The 15,484-nt window shown below is 64.7% G+C and carries 16 protein-coding genes; 8 read left to right on the top strand and 8 right to left on the bottom strand.

Translation table 11 applies throughout. From position 1 onward, the window contains the following. Positions 1-6: 6 nt before the first annotated feature. On the bottom strand, positions 7-606 hold the full coding sequence (locus tag EJ068_RS05570) for a LysE family translocator (protein WP_127252894.1): 600 nt from the start codon (positions 604-606) through the stop codon (positions 7-9). A gap of 99 nt (positions 607-705) precedes the next feature. Between EJ068_RS05570 and EJ068_RS05565 the strand changes: the two genes are divergently transcribed. After that, complete coding sequence (locus EJ068_RS05565; protein ID WP_129554991.1) at positions 706-1,572, top strand: LysR substrate-binding domain-containing protein; 867 nt, start codon at positions 706-708, stop codon at positions 1,570-1,572. Between the two features lie 53 nt (positions 1,573-1,625). Here EJ068_RS05565 and EJ068_RS05560 read toward each other — a convergent pair whose 3' ends face one another. From EJ068_RS05560 to EJ068_RS05550, 3 genes are all read right to left on the bottom strand, one after another. Further along, positions 1,626-2,276, bottom strand: coding sequence for a dihydrofolate reductase family protein (locus tag EJ068_RS05560; RefSeq protein WP_127252895.1), 651 nt, complete (start codon positions 2,274-2,276; stop codon positions 1,626-1,628). Positions 2,277-2,372: 96 nt separating this feature from the next. Then, on the bottom strand, positions 2,373-3,215 hold the full coding sequence (locus EJ068_RS05555) for an rRNA adenine N-6-methyltransferase family protein (protein WP_127252896.1): 843 nt from the start codon (positions 3,213-3,215) through the stop codon (positions 2,373-2,375). A gap of 36 nt (positions 3,216-3,251) precedes the next feature. After that, positions 3,252-4,610, bottom strand: coding sequence for an Nramp family divalent metal transporter (locus EJ068_RS05550; RefSeq protein ID WP_127252897.1), 1,359 nt, complete (start codon positions 4,608-4,610; stop codon positions 3,252-3,254). A 221-nt stretch (positions 4,611-4,831) separates the two neighbouring features. Here EJ068_RS05550 and mntR point away from each other — a divergent pair, with 221 nt between their 5' ends. The 4 genes from mntR (at position 4,832) to EJ068_RS05530 (ending at position 8,097) form a co-directional block, all read left to right on the top strand. Then, complete coding sequence (gene mntR, locus EJ068_RS05545) at positions 4,832-5,290, top strand: manganese-binding transcriptional regulator MntR (protein ID WP_042647014.1); 459 nt, start codon at positions 4,832-4,834, stop codon at positions 5,288-5,290. A gap of 96 nt (positions 5,291-5,386) precedes the next feature. Next, on the top strand, positions 5,387-5,575 hold the full coding sequence (locus EJ068_RS05540; protein WP_127252898.1) for a hypothetical protein: 189 nt from the start codon (positions 5,387-5,389) through the stop codon (positions 5,573-5,575). A gap of 176 nt (positions 5,576-5,751) precedes the next feature. Next, positions 5,752-6,666, top strand: coding sequence for a neutral zinc metallopeptidase (locus tag EJ068_RS05535; protein WP_127252899.1), 915 nt, complete (start codon positions 5,752-5,754; stop codon positions 6,664-6,666). 162 nt (positions 6,667-6,828) lie between these two features. Further along, entirely contained in the window at positions 6,829-8,097 is a 1,269-nt protein-coding gene (locus EJ068_RS05530) for a TCR/Tet family MFS transporter (RefSeq protein WP_128315043.1), read from the top strand. Between the two features lie 148 nt (positions 8,098-8,245). Here the strand turns inward: EJ068_RS05530 and carA are convergent, their stop codons facing one another. Further along, positions 8,246-9,451 carry a glutamine-hydrolyzing carbamoyl-phosphate synthase small subunit gene (gene carA / locus EJ068_RS05525; RefSeq protein WP_127252901.1) on the bottom strand — a complete coding sequence of 402 codons (1,206 nt, stop codon included), beginning with the start codon at positions 9,449-9,451 and terminating at the stop codon, positions 8,246-8,248. Positions 9,452-9,712: 261 nt separating this feature from the next. Between carA and EJ068_RS05520 the strand changes: the two genes are divergently transcribed. Then, positions 9,713-10,162, top strand: coding sequence for a GatB/YqeY domain-containing protein (locus EJ068_RS05520; protein WP_127385977.1), 450 nt, complete (start codon positions 9,713-9,715; stop codon positions 10,160-10,162). Between the two features lie 108 nt (positions 10,163-10,270). Here EJ068_RS05520 and EJ068_RS05515 read toward each other — a convergent pair whose 3' ends face one another. After that, a complete protein-coding gene (locus tag EJ068_RS05515; protein WP_127253751.1) occupies positions 10,271-11,269 on the bottom strand; it encodes a hypothetical protein in 999 nt (332 codons plus the stop codon). A gap of 283 nt (positions 11,270-11,552) precedes the next feature. Between EJ068_RS05515 and EJ068_RS05510 the strand changes: the two genes are divergently transcribed. Then, positions 11,553-12,263 carry a DNA helicase gene (locus EJ068_RS05510; RefSeq protein ID WP_127253752.1) on the top strand — a complete coding sequence of 237 codons (711 nt, stop codon included), beginning with the start codon at positions 11,553-11,555 and terminating at the stop codon, positions 12,261-12,263. 100 nt (positions 12,264-12,363) lie between these two features. On the opposite strand, the gene EJ068_RS05505 is transcribed toward EJ068_RS05510, so the two are convergent. Beyond that, positions 12,364-12,750, bottom strand: coding sequence for a DUF983 domain-containing protein (locus EJ068_RS05505; protein ID WP_127253753.1), 387 nt, complete (start codon positions 12,748-12,750; stop codon positions 12,364-12,366). A gap of 130 nt (positions 12,751-12,880) precedes the next feature. Here EJ068_RS05505 and EJ068_RS05500 point away from each other — a divergent pair, with 130 nt between their 5' ends. Continuing rightward, the gene (locus EJ068_RS05500; protein WP_127253754.1) at positions 12,881-14,239 is read left to right on the top strand and encodes a PLP-dependent aminotransferase family protein; all 1,359 of its coding nucleotides are present in this window, start codon (positions 12,881-12,883) and stop codon (positions 14,237-14,239) included. Between the two features lie 28 nt (positions 14,240-14,267). Here the strand turns inward: EJ068_RS05500 and EJ068_RS05495 are convergent, their stop codons facing one another. Beyond that, positions 14,268-15,449: an MFS transporter gene (locus EJ068_RS05495; RefSeq protein WP_127252864.1), complete on the bottom strand. Its 1,182-nt coding sequence runs from the start codon at positions 15,447-15,449 to the stop codon at positions 14,268-14,270. Positions 15,450-15,484: the final 35 nt, after the last annotated feature.

Raw genomic sequence — 15,484 nt, 5'->3', positions numbered from 1 at the left:
CCTCTCTCAAGCTGGCCGCCACATCTGCAGGATCGAGGCGGCCAGCAGCAGGCCGAGCACGATGTTCAGCGCGCGCCACTGGCGCTCCGTCTTGAGCAGGCGGGCAAGCAGGGTTCCCGCCACGCACCACAACGACAGCGACAAAGCCGCGGCCAGGCCGAACACGGCGCCGAGCAGCAGCGCGAGTTGCAACGGACCATCCGCCAGGGCCGCGAAGGACGCGGCGGCGCCCAGCCCCATCGCCCAGCCCTTCGGGTTCATCCATTGGATGCCGGCGCCGCCGAAAAAGCTGTTCGGCCTGGCCATGCTGATGTCGAGGTTGGGCGGACCGCTGCGGCCGATCTTGATCGCCAGCCATATCAGATAGAGCGAGCCCGCTATCTTCATGGCGAGCTGGAGGGAGGGCACCGCGGCGAGCAGGCCGGCGAGGCCTGCGGCGCCTGCGGCCGCCACGGTCGCCAGCCCCGCCGCGCTGCCGGCCATCAGCGGCACCGAGCGGCGAAAGCCGAATTGCGCGCCGGAGGCGGTCGACAATGTCGTGGCGATGCCGGGCGTCGAGGTCGAGATCAGCGCGAACAGGACCAGCGGGATGATGGTTTCGGACATGCGGGGTTCCCAGTCGAGGAGCCGCCATGCTTATGCGCTTGGCGGCATCAGTAAATGCAATGTTTGATATGGTTTGCATTAGAGAATATAATGGAAGCCATGATCCGCGATCTCGACACGAGTCTCATCCGCACCTTCGTCATGACGGCCGACAAGGCCAGCATGACGGCGGCGGCCAATGCGCTCCACCTGACGCAAGGCGCCGTCAGCCAGCAGGTCAAACGGCTGGAAGATGTGCTGGGGCAACGCCTGTTCGAGCGCGACCGCCGCCGTCTGAAGCTGACCCGTTCCGGCGAGCGGCTGCTCGACAAGGCCAGGCGCCTGCTGCAGCTCAATGACGAGATCCTCGCCGAAATCAGGGGCGGGGCGGTTGCCGGACAGGTGCGGATCGGCGTGCCTTACGATCTCGTCGGCACGCTGCTCGCGCCGGTGCTGAAAGCCTATGCCGAAGCCTATCCGCAGGTGGAGATATCGCTGGTCTGCGCCTCGTCGCCGGAACTCGCGGCGGCCCTGGCTGCGGGCACGATCGACCTTGCCGTCATCGAGGAGCGTGTCGGCCCCAGCGCCGGCGAATGCCTGCTCGTCGACCGGCTGGTCTGGGTCGGCGCCAGAGGCGGCTCGGCGCGCCTGAAGCGGCCGCTGCCGGTTTCCATTGTCGCCGACACCTGCGCCTTCCGGCCGGCGGTGCTGGCGGCGCTTGCCGAGCACGGGCTCGACTGGCGCACCGTGTTCGAGAACGGCAACATCGATGCGACGACCGCGACGGTGCGCTCCGACCTCGCCGTGACCACCTGGCTTGCCTCGACGGTGCCGGCCGATCTCGACATCCTGTCCGATGCCGGGCTTCCGGCCCTGCCGAATTTCTCCGTCAACCTGCATCTGCCGAAACATGCCACCCAGCCGGCCGCACAGGCTTTCGCCAGCCATATCCGCGAAGGTCTGGGGCGCTACCGCCAGGCGGCGTGAGCATGTTTTCTTCCTCGCCCGCGGCTCGGCGGGGGCGAGGAAAAGCGCCGGCGCTACTTCCAGGTCCTGCGCCGTTCGATCTCGGCTTGCGAAGGCTCCTGCTGGGCAAACGAGCCAGTGCGGATTTCGCCCGCGCGCTCATAGGTCGCCATGATGACGCCGGTGGTCGTAGCCTGCGATTTGACGAGCTTGAAGGCGGCCGGCATCGCGTTGTCGCCGAACAGCCGCTTGCCCTTGCCCAGCAGCAACGGGAAGATCATCAGCCGGATCTCGTCGATCAGCCCGTTGGCGAGCAAGGTCTGGATCAGATCGCCGGAGCCCTGGATGAGCAGATCGGGCCCGTCTTCCTGCTTGATCTCCTTAAGCCTGGCAAGGATATCGGGCCCGAGCGACTGGGTGTTCTCCCAGGTCAGCGAATTTGGCCGATGCGTCGCTACATATTTGGTCGTGGGGTTGAAAACATCTGCGATCGAATCCTTCTGATACGGCCAGTAGGCGGCGAAGATGTCGTAGGTTCTGCGGCCGAGCAGCAGGGCGAAGGGTTTGGAGAACAGTTCCTCCATCGCCGTGCCCGCGACCTCGTCGAAGTAATGGAACGTCCAGCCGCCGAATTCGAAGCCGCCGACCGGATCCTCTTCCGGTCCGCCGGGCGCCTGCATGACGCCGTCGAGGCTGACGAAGGTGGCGGCGATGATCTTGCGCATAGTCTTTCTCCTTTTGGCTGGCCTGCGCCCGTCACGGCGGGATTTCGAGCTAAGGACGAACGGCAAGGCCGCTTTCCGACACGGCCCCGCGAATTTCTACCGCGTGTTGTCAGCGCTAATGGTGCGTGACGAGAACCAGACATCGCCGAAGACGGCGGTGGCGGTGCGGTCGGGCGCCTTGTCTTCCCTAACCCAGATCGAGCGGGTGCGCGCGGCGCGCTCGCGGGTCGGTATTTTCGCGCCTGGCTCGACGGCGGAGGCGCCGACGCAAGGAATGAACCAGGAGCCCATGAAGGGCCGGCACGCGAAGCCATTTTCCAGGCGGGTTATGAGGACCGCGAGGCCGACGGTTTCGGACGGGCGCCAGGGGAAGATCATGCGGCCGCCAGGCTTCAGCGCTCCCAACCATGCGGCGGGCGGGGCGACGACGCCGGCATTGACATAGATGATGTCGGATAGCGGCAGCGGATTGGCGACGGCGTCGGCCTGGACGATTTCGACATTGTCGTAAGCCGCAAGGTTCGCGTTGGCGCGCGCGGCAAGATCGGCCTCGATCTCGAAGGCGGTGACGCTGCCGCCCGGCTCGACCAGCTTAGACAGCAGCGCCGTATAATATCCGGTGCCGGCGCCGATATGGGTGACGGCCTCGCCAGGCTTCGGCTCGACCTTGCCGAGCCACATGGCATGCAGCAGCGGCTCGCCATTGTTAATGCCCTTGTCGGCATCGAGCACGACGAGCACGTTCTGATAGATATAGCTTGGGTCGGCGCTCGGCGTCTCGAACCGGCCTTCTCCGGCAAAGACGGTCCACGGTCCCGGGCCGAGAAAGGCCTCGCGCGGCACCGAGGCGAACACCTCCTCGATGCGCGGATCGGCCGAGCGGGCCTGCGCGGCCATTAGCCTGGCGTAGAATCTGCGAGCTTCGTCCGGTTTGACCATAGCGCCAAGATAGCGCGTCCGGCTGGAATGTCGCGATCAGCCGGCGAAGGTATCGTAGAGCAGCTTGAAGTTGAGAACGAGGATGACGGCCGCCACCACCCAGGCCAGCGCCGCAAGGCCGCGCGGTATGGCGAAACTGCCCATCTTCTTCCTGTCCGACACGAACTGCACCAGCGGGATGACCGCGAAGGGCAGTTGCATCGAGAGCACCACCTGGCTGAAGACCAGCAACTCGGCCGTGCCCTTTTCGCCATAGAGCGCGGTGACGACAACGACGGGGACGATGGCGATGCCGCGCGTCAACAGGCGCCGCGCCCATTGCGGAATGCGCAAGCGCAGAAAACCTTCCATCACGATCTGGCCGGCAAGTGTCGCGGTGACCGTCGAGTTGAGGCCGGAGGCGAGCAGCGCGACGGCGAACAGGATCGAGGCGATGCTGAGGCCCAGCAGCGGCGACAGCAGCTCGAAGGCCTGGCCGATCTCGGCAACGTCCTGATGCCCGGTGTTGTGGAAGGCGACTGCCGCGACGATCAGGATCGAAGCGTTGACGAACAGCGCCAGGATCAGCGCGATGGTCGAATCCGTCGTCGCCCATTTGATGGCGTCACGCTTGCCGGTCTCGGTGCGCTCATAGGCGCGGGTCTGCACGATCGAGGAATGCAGATAGAGGTTATGTGGCATGACCGTGGCGCCGATGATGCCGATGGCGATGTAGAGCATCGCCGGATTGGTGACGATCTCAGACGACGGCACGAACATCGAATGCAGGATCGTGCCGGCCGGCGGTGCGGCGACGAAGATCTGGATGGCAAAGCAGCCGAAGATGATGATCAGCAGCGCGACGACGAAGGCCTCGAGATAGCGGAAGCCCCTGTTCATCAGCAGCAGCACCAGAAAGGCGTCGAGCGCGGTGAGGATGGCGCCGCCGATCAACGGAATTCCGAACAGAAGCTGCAGCGCGATCGCCGTGCCGATGACCTCGGCGAGGTCGCAGGCGATGATCGCCAGCTCGCAGGCGATCCAGAGCATCAGATTGACGGGGCGCGGATAATAGGCGCGGCAAGCCTGGGCGAGGTCGCGGCCGGTGGCGATGCCGAGGCGCGCGGCCAGCGCCTGCAGCAGGATCGCCATCAGGTTCGACAGCATTATGACGAAAAGCAGCGTGTACCCGAACTGGGCGCCACCGGCGAGGTCCGTCGCCCAGTTGCCCGGGTCCATATAGCCGACCGAAACCATGTAGCCAGGACCCATGAAAGCGAACAGGCGGCGGAACCAGACGCCGGTCCGCGGCACCGCGATCGAGGCGTTCACCTCGCGCAGGCTGGGCTGCTCGTCGTCCGGCCTGTCGAATCGCCATGCGGGTCGGGCTACGGTTACTGCATCGGCATCGGACATGGGATTTCCGCTAGAATTATCGAACGTGCCTCCTATCTATGCCACAGCTCAACATTATGCAATATGCTATATTTCATTGATCATGCTTTCGTGATCGCGGGAGCAAGTTCCAGGGCGGGCGGCGGAAACGCCGGTTGCGCCCGCGCGGGAATGCAAATAAACGGCCGGGCCATCAGGGGTTTCGTGCTATGGATGCGATCCCGATTCAGGAGGAGCGCATATTGGCGCTTAGGAACAAACCAGTTCGACGCGAGGAGCCGCTTCCCGATGCCGAAATCCATTCGGAAGGATTCCGGCAGCAGCGCCAGGCGCGCCGCAGCGCGCTGGTCGAAGACTATGTCGAGCTGATCGCCGATCTGATCGAGGATGGCAACGAGGCGCGGCAGGTGGATATCGCGGCAAGGCTCGGCGTCGCGCAGCCGACGGTTGCCAAGATGCTGACCAGGCTCTGCGCCGACGGGCTGGTCTCGCGAAAGCCCTATCGCGGCGTGTTCCTGACCGAGACCGGCCGCAAGGTCGCGGAGGAAAGCCGCATCCGCCACCAGACGGTGGAAGCCTTCCTGCGCTCGCTGGGCGTCAGCGCCGAGACGGCGCGCATCGACGCCGAAGGCATCGAGCACCATGTCAGCGCCGAAACGCTGGATGCTTTCCGCCGAGCGATGACTCACCGCCAGGCTTAGCTCCCCGGTTCCCATCGCGCGTGTTGACGCGGAACCTACGCACCCCGGCCGCATTACCTCCCACATCGCGCGATTATCGCGCTTAGGGAGGAAGCAATGGGCATCGAACAGGCACCGACCGCCAAGGGAGAGCAGGCAGCCAGGGGATTGCGGCAGGCGGCCGCCGGCGACGAAGGCAAGACCGAGGCAGAGACCGGCCATCCGCTGAAGAAGGGCGCGGCGCGTTTCGAGGAACGGTCGAAAAGTTCGGACGGCAAAAGCGCCGGCGCCAAGCTGAAAAGCTGAGATTTTCAGCCGGTTTATCGGGAGTGGAAATTAACCGGCCGATCGGAGTCTCCTCCGCCTCGCGCATTTTTCGGGCGCGAAAAATTCTGTGACTTGGGCTGGCCGTTGCGATAATTGTCAGCGCGGGGCGGTCGCGGGCCAGCCCCTCCAGGACATTCGCATTGCGAGGAGTTGCCATGCTTTGGAGAGGCCGTCGTCAGAGCGACAATATCGAGGACGAGCGCAGCGACAGCGGCGGTGGCGGCGGATTGGGTGGCGGCGGTCAGTTCCGCGTTCCGATCGGCGGCCGCACCGGGGGTGGCGGCAGCATCCTCCTGGTCATCCTGGTTGTGCTCGCGGGATGGTATTTCGGCTTCGACCCGTCGCAGATCCTGGGTGGCGGCGACGGCGGACTGCTGCCCGGGGGCGGCGGCCAGATCACCGAGACACAGGACAATGGCAACGCGCCCGCCAATGACGAGATGAAGCAGTTCGTCGCGACCGTGCTTGCCGATACCGAGGACACGTGGACCGGCATTTTCAAATCGCAGGGGTTGATCTACGAGGACCCCAGGCTGGTGCTGTTCAGCGGCCAGGTTCGCTCGGCTTGCGGCTTCGCCTCGGCGGCGGCCGGGCCGTTCTACTGCCCTGGCGATCACAAGGTCTATCTGGACATGACCTTCTTCCAGCAGCTCGACCAGCAGTTCGGCGCTTCTGGCGAGTTCGCGCGCGCCTATGTGGTGGCGCACGAGATCGGTCATCACGTGCAGAACCTCACCGGCATCATGGGCAAGTTCAACCAGATGCGGCAGGGCATGAGCGAGGCCGACGCCAACCAGCTCTCGGTGCGCATCGAGCTTCAGGCCGATTGCTTCGCCGGTGTCTGGGCGCATTTCACCCAGCAGAAGGGCATTTTGGAGCAGGGCGACATCGAAAGCGCGTTGAACGCGGCCAAGCAGATCGGCGACGACACGCTGCAGAAGAAGATGCAGGGCTATGTCGTGCCGGAAAGCTTCAACCATGGCACTTCGCAGCAGCGGCAGACCTGGCTGGCGCGGGGCTTCAAGAGCGGCAAGCTGTCCGACTGCAACACGATGAGCGGTCCGATCTGAGGCGGCGTTTCCCCTCTTTTCGAGTGACGATCCGTGATCGGCGCCCGCTGGCAAGTGTGTCAGCATAAGGCATTTGCGTTCGTTCGCGGATTGTTCCGGCCGCTGACCTCGCCTATAAGGTCCATCCGCCCGTCCCCCAGGGCGGATGAGGAACTTGTCACCATGATCGACCCGAAAACCGCCAAGCGGGGCCTTGCGCTCGTTTTCACGACACTTTTGCTCGACATCATCGGCTTCGGCATCATCATGCCGGTGCTGCCAGCCTATCTTGAGGAACTGAGCGGCGTCAGCGTCAGCGAGGCCGCGATCGAGGGCGGCTGGCTGTTCTTCGTCTATGCGGCGATGCAGTTCTTCTTCGCGCCGATCATCGGCGGCCTGAGCGACCGCTTCGGACGCCGGCCGGTCCTGCTTGCCTCGGTGCTGACCTTCTCCATCGACAATTTGATCTGCGCCATCGCCTGGTCCTATCCGATGCTGTTCATCGGCCGCGTGCTCGCCGGCATTTCCGGCGCCAGCTACTCGACGACATCGGCCTTCATCGCCGACATCTCGAATGATGAGAACCGGGCTAAGAATTTCGGCCTGCTCGGCATCGCCTTCGGCGTCGGCTTCGTCATCGGCCCGGTGCTGGGCGGGGTGCTCGGCACGTTCGGGCCGCGTGTGCCGTTCTATTTCGCCGCCGCGCTTGCCTTCGTGAATTTCCTGATCGCCATGGTGTTCCTGCCCGAAACGCTGGACGAAAAACACCGCCGGCCCTTCGAGTGGAAGCGCGCCAATCCGGTCGGCACGCTGATGCAGATGCGCAATTATCCGGGCATCGGCTGGATCGGGCTGGTGTTCTTCCTGATGACGCTCGGCCACATGATGTATCCCGCGGTCTGGGCGTTTGTCTCCAACTACCGCTATGGCTGGAACCAGCAGCAGATCGGCTTCTCGCTCGGCGCCTTCGGCCTGTGCGGCGCGATCATCATGGCGACGGTGCTGCCGCGGATCATTCCGAAGCTCGGTGAGTGGAAGACGGCGGCGATCGGGCTGACCTTCACCGCGCTCGGCGCCTTCGGCTACGCCTTCGCGACGCAGGGCTGGATGGTCTATGCGGTGATCGTTGCCGGCTGCCTGGAGGCGCTGGCCGATCCGCCGCTGAGGAGCCTCGCCGCCGCCAAGGTGCCGCCGTCGGCGCAAGGCGAATTGCAGGGCGCGATGACCTCGATCTTCTCGATCACCTCGATCATCACGCCGCTGCTCTACACAGCGATCTTTTCCTGGTTCACGAGCCCGACCGCGCCGGTCGTGTTCGGCGGCGCGCCCTATGTGCTCGGCGCGATCTTCCTGACGCTGGCGGTCATCGTCTTCGTGACGAAAGTGGCCAGGCCGACGCCGAAGGAAGTCGAGCGCATGCACACCCAGGAAGCGGTCACCGACGCTGCGTGAGGCGTGCTGATATTCAGGTGAGGCCGGTCTGCAAATAGCGGATTCCTGCGCTTCCGGTGCTCACGTACTTCAAGTACGCTCCGCTCCGGTTCTCGGAACCCACCATTTTCGGCTCGGCCTGACCTGAATCTCAGCACGCCCTAGGCCGCTACGCGCGTTCCGCCAGGGCTTGCTCGCCGCGCCGCTCGCGGATCAGGTTGACGAAGCGGCGGAAGAGGTAATGCGAATCCTGCGGACCGGGGGAGGCCTCAGGATGATGCTGGACCGAGAACACTGGACGGCCGGTGAGCGCGATGCCGCAGTTGGATCCGTCGAAGAGCGAGACATGGGTTTCCTCGACGCCTTCGGGCAGCGAGTCGGCGTCAACGGCGAAACCGTGGTTCATCGAGACGATCTCGACCTTGCCGGTGGTGTGGTCCTTGACCGGATGGTTGGCGCCGTGGTGGCCCTGATGCATCTTCTCGGTCTTGCCGCCGAGCGCCAGCGCCAGCATCTGATGGCCGAGGCAGATGCCGAACACCGGAATGTCGGTCTTCAAGAGGTTCTGGATCACCGGCACGGCATATTCGCCGGTCGCTTCCGGGTCGCCGGGGCCATTGGATAGGAAGATGCCGTCCGGCTGCATGGCCAGGATCTCCTCCGCGCCGGTCTTCGCCGGCACGACGGTGACCTGGGCGCCCAGGCCCGCAAGCAGGCGCAGGATGTTGCGCTTGACGCCGTAGTCGATGGCCACGACATGCATCGACGGCGCGTCCTGCTCGCCATAGCCTTCGTTCCACACCCAGGGCGTCTCGCGCCAGACCGAGGACTGGCCCGACGTGACCTCCTTGGCGAGATCGAGGCCGATCAGGCCCGACCAGGCAGCCGCCTGACGCTTCAGATCCTCGATGTCAAAGACGCCGTCGGGCGCATGCGCGATGACGGCATTGGGCATGCCCTTCTCGCGGATCAGCACGGTCAGCGCGCGGGTGTCGATGCCGGACAGCGCGACAATGCCGCGCCGCTTCAGCCACTGGTCGAGATGGCCCGCGGCGCGATAGTTGGACGGGTCGGTGACATTGGCCTTGAAGATCGCGCCGACAGCGCCGGCGCGGGCCGCCGGATGCAAGTCCTCGATGTCCTCGTCATTGGTGCCGACATTGCCGATATGCGGGAAGGTGAAGGTGACGATCTGGCCGGCGTAGGACGGATCGGTGAGGATCTCCTCGTAGCCGGTCAGCGCCGTGTTGAAGCACACTTCCGCGACGGCCGATCCGGTGGCGCCGAGACCGCGGCCCTCGATCACCGTGCCGTCGGCGAGCACCAGAAGGGCGGTCGGCTTTTCGGTGGCCCAGGGGGCGGTGGTTGTGGCCATGGCGGCACTCCTGTCAGGCGCTGCGACTGGTCGAAGGGACCACTCGCGCAGCAAAGCGCGCGAAGCAGGATTTCCCAGCCTCCGCGCGTCAACTCATTGTCTCATGCAGGACCGAGTACATAGGCGAAGGCGCCCGAACGGTCAATGCGGACACCGCCAGCCAGCTCTGATTTCCATTCGTCCAGCAATATCAGCGGCTTGCGGGAATTTGCGTTACCGTTCGGCGAAGCTATTGTCCGGCGTATTCGAAGGAGAAGCACAATGCGCGAGAAAATCGCCGATTCCATGAAGAGCGCGATGAAGGCGCAGGACAAGCACCGCTTGCCGACGCTGCGGCTGATCCAGGCCGCCATTCACGATCGCGATATCGCCAATCGCGGCGCCGGCAAGCCGCCGGCGAGCGAGGAGGAGATCCTGCAGATCCTCGCCAAGATGGTGAAGCAGCGCGAGGAATCGGCTAAGGCCTTCGAGGACGGCAAGCGGCCGGAACTGGCGGCGCAGGAGCGCGGCGAGATGGAGATCATCCGCGAGTTCCTGCCGACGCAGCTCGACGAGGCGGCGATCCAGGCTGCGGCGCGCGAGGCGATCGCGGCGACGGGCGCCGCCAGCCAGAAGGACATGGGCAAGGTGATCGGCGCGCTGAAGCAGAAATATGCCGGTCAGATGGACTTCGCCAAGGCCAGCGCCATCATCAAGGGGCTGCTGCAGTAGGGGCGGCTGCCGAGCGTTTCGCCGTTTCAGGGAACCGGCTAACCGCTATCCCCTTGTTTTTTCGTAATTTCGGACGGAAAACCGTTACACACTTTTCCTGGAATTGCTTCAGTCCTGGCAGATCGGCACCGGCTGCGGCGGCGGCGCCGGATGGTCCTTCTTGTATTGCGCGATGATCGGCTCAAGCCTCTGCTTCGGCCAGAATTTGGGCGTGCCGATCTCCTTCAGGCAGGAGGCGTTCCAATAGGTGCCCGCGCCTGAGAGCGCCTGGCCTGCGGCCTTGGCGCGCGCAACGGCGGCGATGTCGCGCGATTCCGGATAGATGTAGAGCGTCGTCGGGCTGTTCTTCACCAGGGGGATGATCTGCTCGGCATCGGCTGGCGACCAGCTGGTGCAGCCATTGCTGCGGCCGCCGGCGTAATTCACCAGCTTGCCGTAGGGCACAAAGCCGTCACGGTTGGCGTAAGAGCTTTGCGGGTTCTTGCGCATGCACAAGCCCTTCAGGATGGCCGCCGGATGCCCCCCGATGACACGCTGCCTGGCGTTCGCCGCTTCCCCTTCGCCGTCGAACTGGATGAAGCTGCGCATGAACATCGCGTTTTGCGCGCCGAGGCGATAATAGCCCTTGAAGGAGGTCTTGGTCTCGGCGGTCATATAGGCGCCGCCGGCCGTCAGCTCGGAATCCATCGCGTTGCCGAAATTCTTCGCGCAACGCCTGCCGTTGGAGAAATCGGCGACGCCCTTCAGGTTGCGGCCGCCGCCATGGCCTGAGGAAACGGCGCGGAAGAGCTGCTTGGCCTCGCAGATGATGTAATAACGCTGGCCGAGCACGCTGTTGCCGAGGTCGCCAGGACGCGTCGCGTCCATGGCGAAGTAGCAGGGATTGCTGACCGAGCCGTCGCTGACTTTCTTCTGGTAGAGCGCGCGTGCCCGCTCCAGCACGACTTCAGAGATCTGGCCCTCGCCATCGCCGACATGGCGCTGCAGCCAGTCGGGAATGGTCGACGGTCGCAAGGCGGCAAATGAGCTGACCGATGCCGTCAGAGCGGCCAGGATTGCGACAAGGCAAAAGATAGCCGCGCCAAGCGGAACAGATCTCAACCGCACCGTTTTGCCCCTCCTGTCGAAACGTCTCGTACCTGTGAATCACCCGGGCCGATCATAGAAGGTCTCGCACGCATCGGCGAAACACTTCTAGTTTAGCGACGCCTTTTTGCAGGTCGGATTTCCGGTCTGCTTCGATTGCGCTATGATCTGATTCCGGCGCGCCCACGCCTCCTCCCTCCATCGGGAAGCATTGTTCATGCAGGGCAGTCCATCACCAACCAACTGTTCGGGCGCCAGGCATAAGGAGGGGTTGCCAAGACTGCTCGCGGCAGGAGGTTTTTCGATGCGGCTTTCCGCACCCGTCTTTCATCTGAAACGCCAGGCGAGGCTCTTGTCTCGCCGAGAAAATGTCCCCCTTCACGAGGCGCTCGACCGCGTTGCCGCCAAGGAAGGCTTTGGCAGCTGGAGCCTGCTTGCGGCAAAAGCCCCCGAAGCCGAGCCTGGCGACAGGCTGCTGGAGCGGCTTATGCCCGGCGACATGGTCCTCGTGGCGGCACGGCCGGGGCAGGGAAAGACGCTGATGAGCCTCGAGCTCGCCGTGGCGGCCATGAAGCGGGGCAGTCGCGCCGTATTCTTTACCCTGGAATATATGCATGCCGACATTCTCGACCGGTTCCGGGACATCGGCGCCGACCCTGCGGATTTCGACCATCTGTTCGAGTTCGACAATTCCGACGCCATCAGCGCCGCTTACATCATCGAGGCGTTGCGGTCGGCGCCGCGCGGCACGCTGGCGGTGATCGACTATCTGCAGCTGCTCGACCAGAAGCGGGACAATCCCGAGCTCCTGGTGCAGATACGCGCGCTCAGGTCGTTCGCCCGGGAACGTGAACTGGTATTAGTGTTCATCTCGCAGATCGACAGATCATACGATCCCGCCAGGAGGCCGTTTCCGGATATAGGCGATATCCGGCTGCCGAACCCGCTTGACCTGTCGCTGTTCGACAAGGCCTGTTTCCTGAACAAAGGCGAAATCCAGTTCCAGGCGACTTGAGAGCGATCCGCGTGGGGGGGCATGCCGGTCTCGACCTCGACCTGAATCTCGACAAACCCGGGGCCGCGAGACGAACCCATGATCGAAACCGAGCCAACGGTCACTCGCCGGGCCTTGCCAGCCTTCCTTCTTCCGCCTTGTGGTAGAACTGGCTTGCCACGAGCCAGCCTTTGAGCGGCCTGAGCGGCGGAATGCAGGTCGCGAGAACGATCGGGATCGAAACGAAGGCGTGGAACCACATGGAGGGCTCGAAAGTCACCTGCGCCCAGACCGCGAACAGCACCGAAGGCACGCAGGCAAAGCAGATGACGAAAAAGGCCGGGCCGTCGGCGGGGTCGGCAAAGGAATAGTCGAGCCCGCAGACCTCGCATTTCGGCGCCAGTTTCAGGAATCCGTCGAACAGGTGGCCCTCGCCGCAACGCGGGCAGCGGCCGCGGATTCCCACCTGCCAAGGTACCAGGGGTGGATAATGCGCAAGGTCTTGCATGATGGTTTCTCCGGTGGATCTCGCGTGAGCTGGACGGGCCTTGAGATCGCTGATGCATACATATATCATTCTTGTAGGCAGACAATGCGACAAAATGTATGGATGCGAATAAGTGACACGAGAAAGTGACATGGGCTGGCTTCCGGTTCTGGAGGCGGGACCGCGACCGGTCTATCTCAAGATCGTAGATGCCTTGGCGGATGCCCGCTCGGGCGGCCGCTTGCAGCCGGGCGACCGGTTGCCGCCGCAGCGGGAACTCGCGCGGCTGCTCGGGGTCGATCTCACGACCGTGACGCGGGCGTTTTCCGAAGCCCGACGCAGGAACCTGATCGACGCGACGGCGGGCCGCGGCACCTTCGTCACGCCGGGCGAGCCGGAAGAACCTGTCCTCGATCTCAGCATGAACATCCCGCCGGCGCCCGCTGGCCAAAACCTGCCGGCACTGATCCGGGCGGGCATCGAGGGCTTGCTCAAGCGCTCCAGCGCGGAAGCGCTGCTTTCCTATCATCCCGGCCCAGGCTCGCCCGCGGAGCGCGCCGCCGGCTCATCCTGGCTCGCCGCGGCGGGAGACAGGCTGCCGGTCGACAGGGTCGTTGTCGGCTCGGGCGCGCAGGCGCTGCTCACGGCCGTCGTGCTGGCAGAGACGCGCGAGGGCGACACGATCCTTGCCGACGCGCTGACCTATCCCGGGCTGATCGCGCTGGCCGGGACCACGCGGCGCAAGCTCGCTGCTGTCGCAAACGACGGTGACGGCATGCGGCCGCACGATCTCGAAGAGGCGGTGCGGCGGCACGGCGCACGCGTCCTCTACCTCAATCCGACGCTGCAAAATCCGACCGCATCCGTCATGCCCGAAAGCAGGCGGCGCGAACTCGCCCGCATGGCCGACAAGCTCGGGCTGACCATCGTCGAGGACGATCCCTACAGAAGGTTGCTCGCCACACCGCCGCCGGCCTTTCTGACCCTGGCGCCCGAACGAACCTTCCATGTCGCGACATTGGCGAAATGCATCTCGCCTTTCCTGCGCACGGCCTTTCTGGCGGCCCCTGATCCGCAGGCCGCCGAGCGGATCTCGGCAGCAATACGCGGCACCACCATGATGGCGCCGCCGCTGATGGCGGGCCTTGCCTGCGAGTGGTTGCGCAGCGGCCTTGCCGGTGAGATCACCGCCGCCGTGCGGACTGAGGCCAAGGCCAGGCAGGAAATCGCGCGCAACATCCTGCCCAAGGGCTTTGCGGCATCGGAGGCCAGCCTGCATCTGTGGTATCCGCTGGAGAGCCGGTTGCGCTCGGGCGAACTCGCCGACGTTGCCCGCCGCCGCGGGCTCGCCATCAGCCCCGCGGAAGAATTCGCCACAGGGGCACATTTCGCCAATGGCTTCCGCTTGGCGCTGGGCGCCACCTCCAGCCGCAAACGGCTGAAGGAAGGTCTTGAAAGCCTCGCTTCCATCCTTTCGGGAGTGCCGGACTCCTCGCGACCGAAGGTCTGAAGCAGCAAACGTGGCTTGGCGCGGCCCGTTACTCGGCCGCCGCCGGCAGCGGCGGCGTCGCGCGGCTGCGCCATTCCCAGGCTTGCGAGCCGACGGCCACCACCACCGCCACCAGCATGGCCAGGGCGCCGGCGAGCGGCAGGCTGCGATAGCCGTAGCCGGCATTGAGCATCGCAGCACCCAGCGACGCGGCGAGCGCGATGCCGACATTGAAGCCAGATGGGATCAGCGCGGAAGCGAGGTTGGAGGCATCGGCCGTCCAGGCCAGGATGCGCGTCTGGATCGGCGCGCCGATGGCGAAATTCAGACCGCCCCAGATGACGATGGCGACGATCATCGGCACCGGGTAGGGGCTCACCAGATGGATAACGCCGAGCGCCACCGCCTGCAGGGCGAGCATGACGATCAGCGAGGGCATCAGCTTCCAGTCGGCGAGCTTGCCGCCGACCAGGACGCCGATCGTGGCGCCGACGCCGTTGAGCAAAAGCACCCAAGGGATCAGGCTCTCGTCGAGGCCGGTCACTTCGAGCAGCATTGGCGTGATGTAGGTGAACGGCGCAAACTGGCCGATCATCAGCATCAGCATAAGGATCAGCGAGGTCCAGACCTGCTGGCGGCCAAGCACGCGAACTTCGCGCGCCAGCCCGGCGGGGCGGCTGGCGGCGCCCGCCGTTCGCGGCAACAGCGCCAGCATCGCGACGATCGCGATGATGCCGAGAACGCCCATCACCCAGAAGGTCGCGCGCCAACCCCACAGACTGCCGATCGCGGTGCCGGCGGGCACGCCGATGACGTTGGAAACCGTCAGCCCCGAGAGGATCACCGCGACCGCCCGGCCGCGCTGGTCCTCCCGCACTAGGCTGACCGCAACTACCATGGCGACGCCGAAATAACAGCCATGCGCCACCGCGGTCGCGACGCGCAGCAGAAGCATCGCGGTGAAATCGGGCGCCAGCGCGCAGGCCACCTGGCCGAGTGTGAAAGCGATCGTCAGTCCGATCAGCAGCGCCTTGCGCGAGACTTTGCTGGTCATGAGCGCCAGCAAAGGGCCACCGATGGCAATGCCGCAGGCATAGCCGGAGACGAGATAGCCGGCGGTCGGCACCGAAACGCCGAGACCTTGCGCCACCTCCGGCAGCACGCCGGCGATGACGAATTCGGTGGTGCCAAAAGCGAAGGCGGCAAGGAAAAGGGCAATCAGCGGCAGCATGGTTCAAAACATATGCGAGGAATGCATGGCCTCAA

Origin of the sequence: Mesorhizobium sp. M2A.F.Ca.ET.043.02.1.1 (assembly GCF_003952405.1) — a bacterium.
GTDB lineage: Bacteria > Pseudomonadota > Alphaproteobacteria > Rhizobiales > Rhizobiaceae > Mesorhizobium.
Note: the sequence above shows the minus strand (reverse complement) of the source record. Positions and strands in the feature narration are given on the sequence as shown.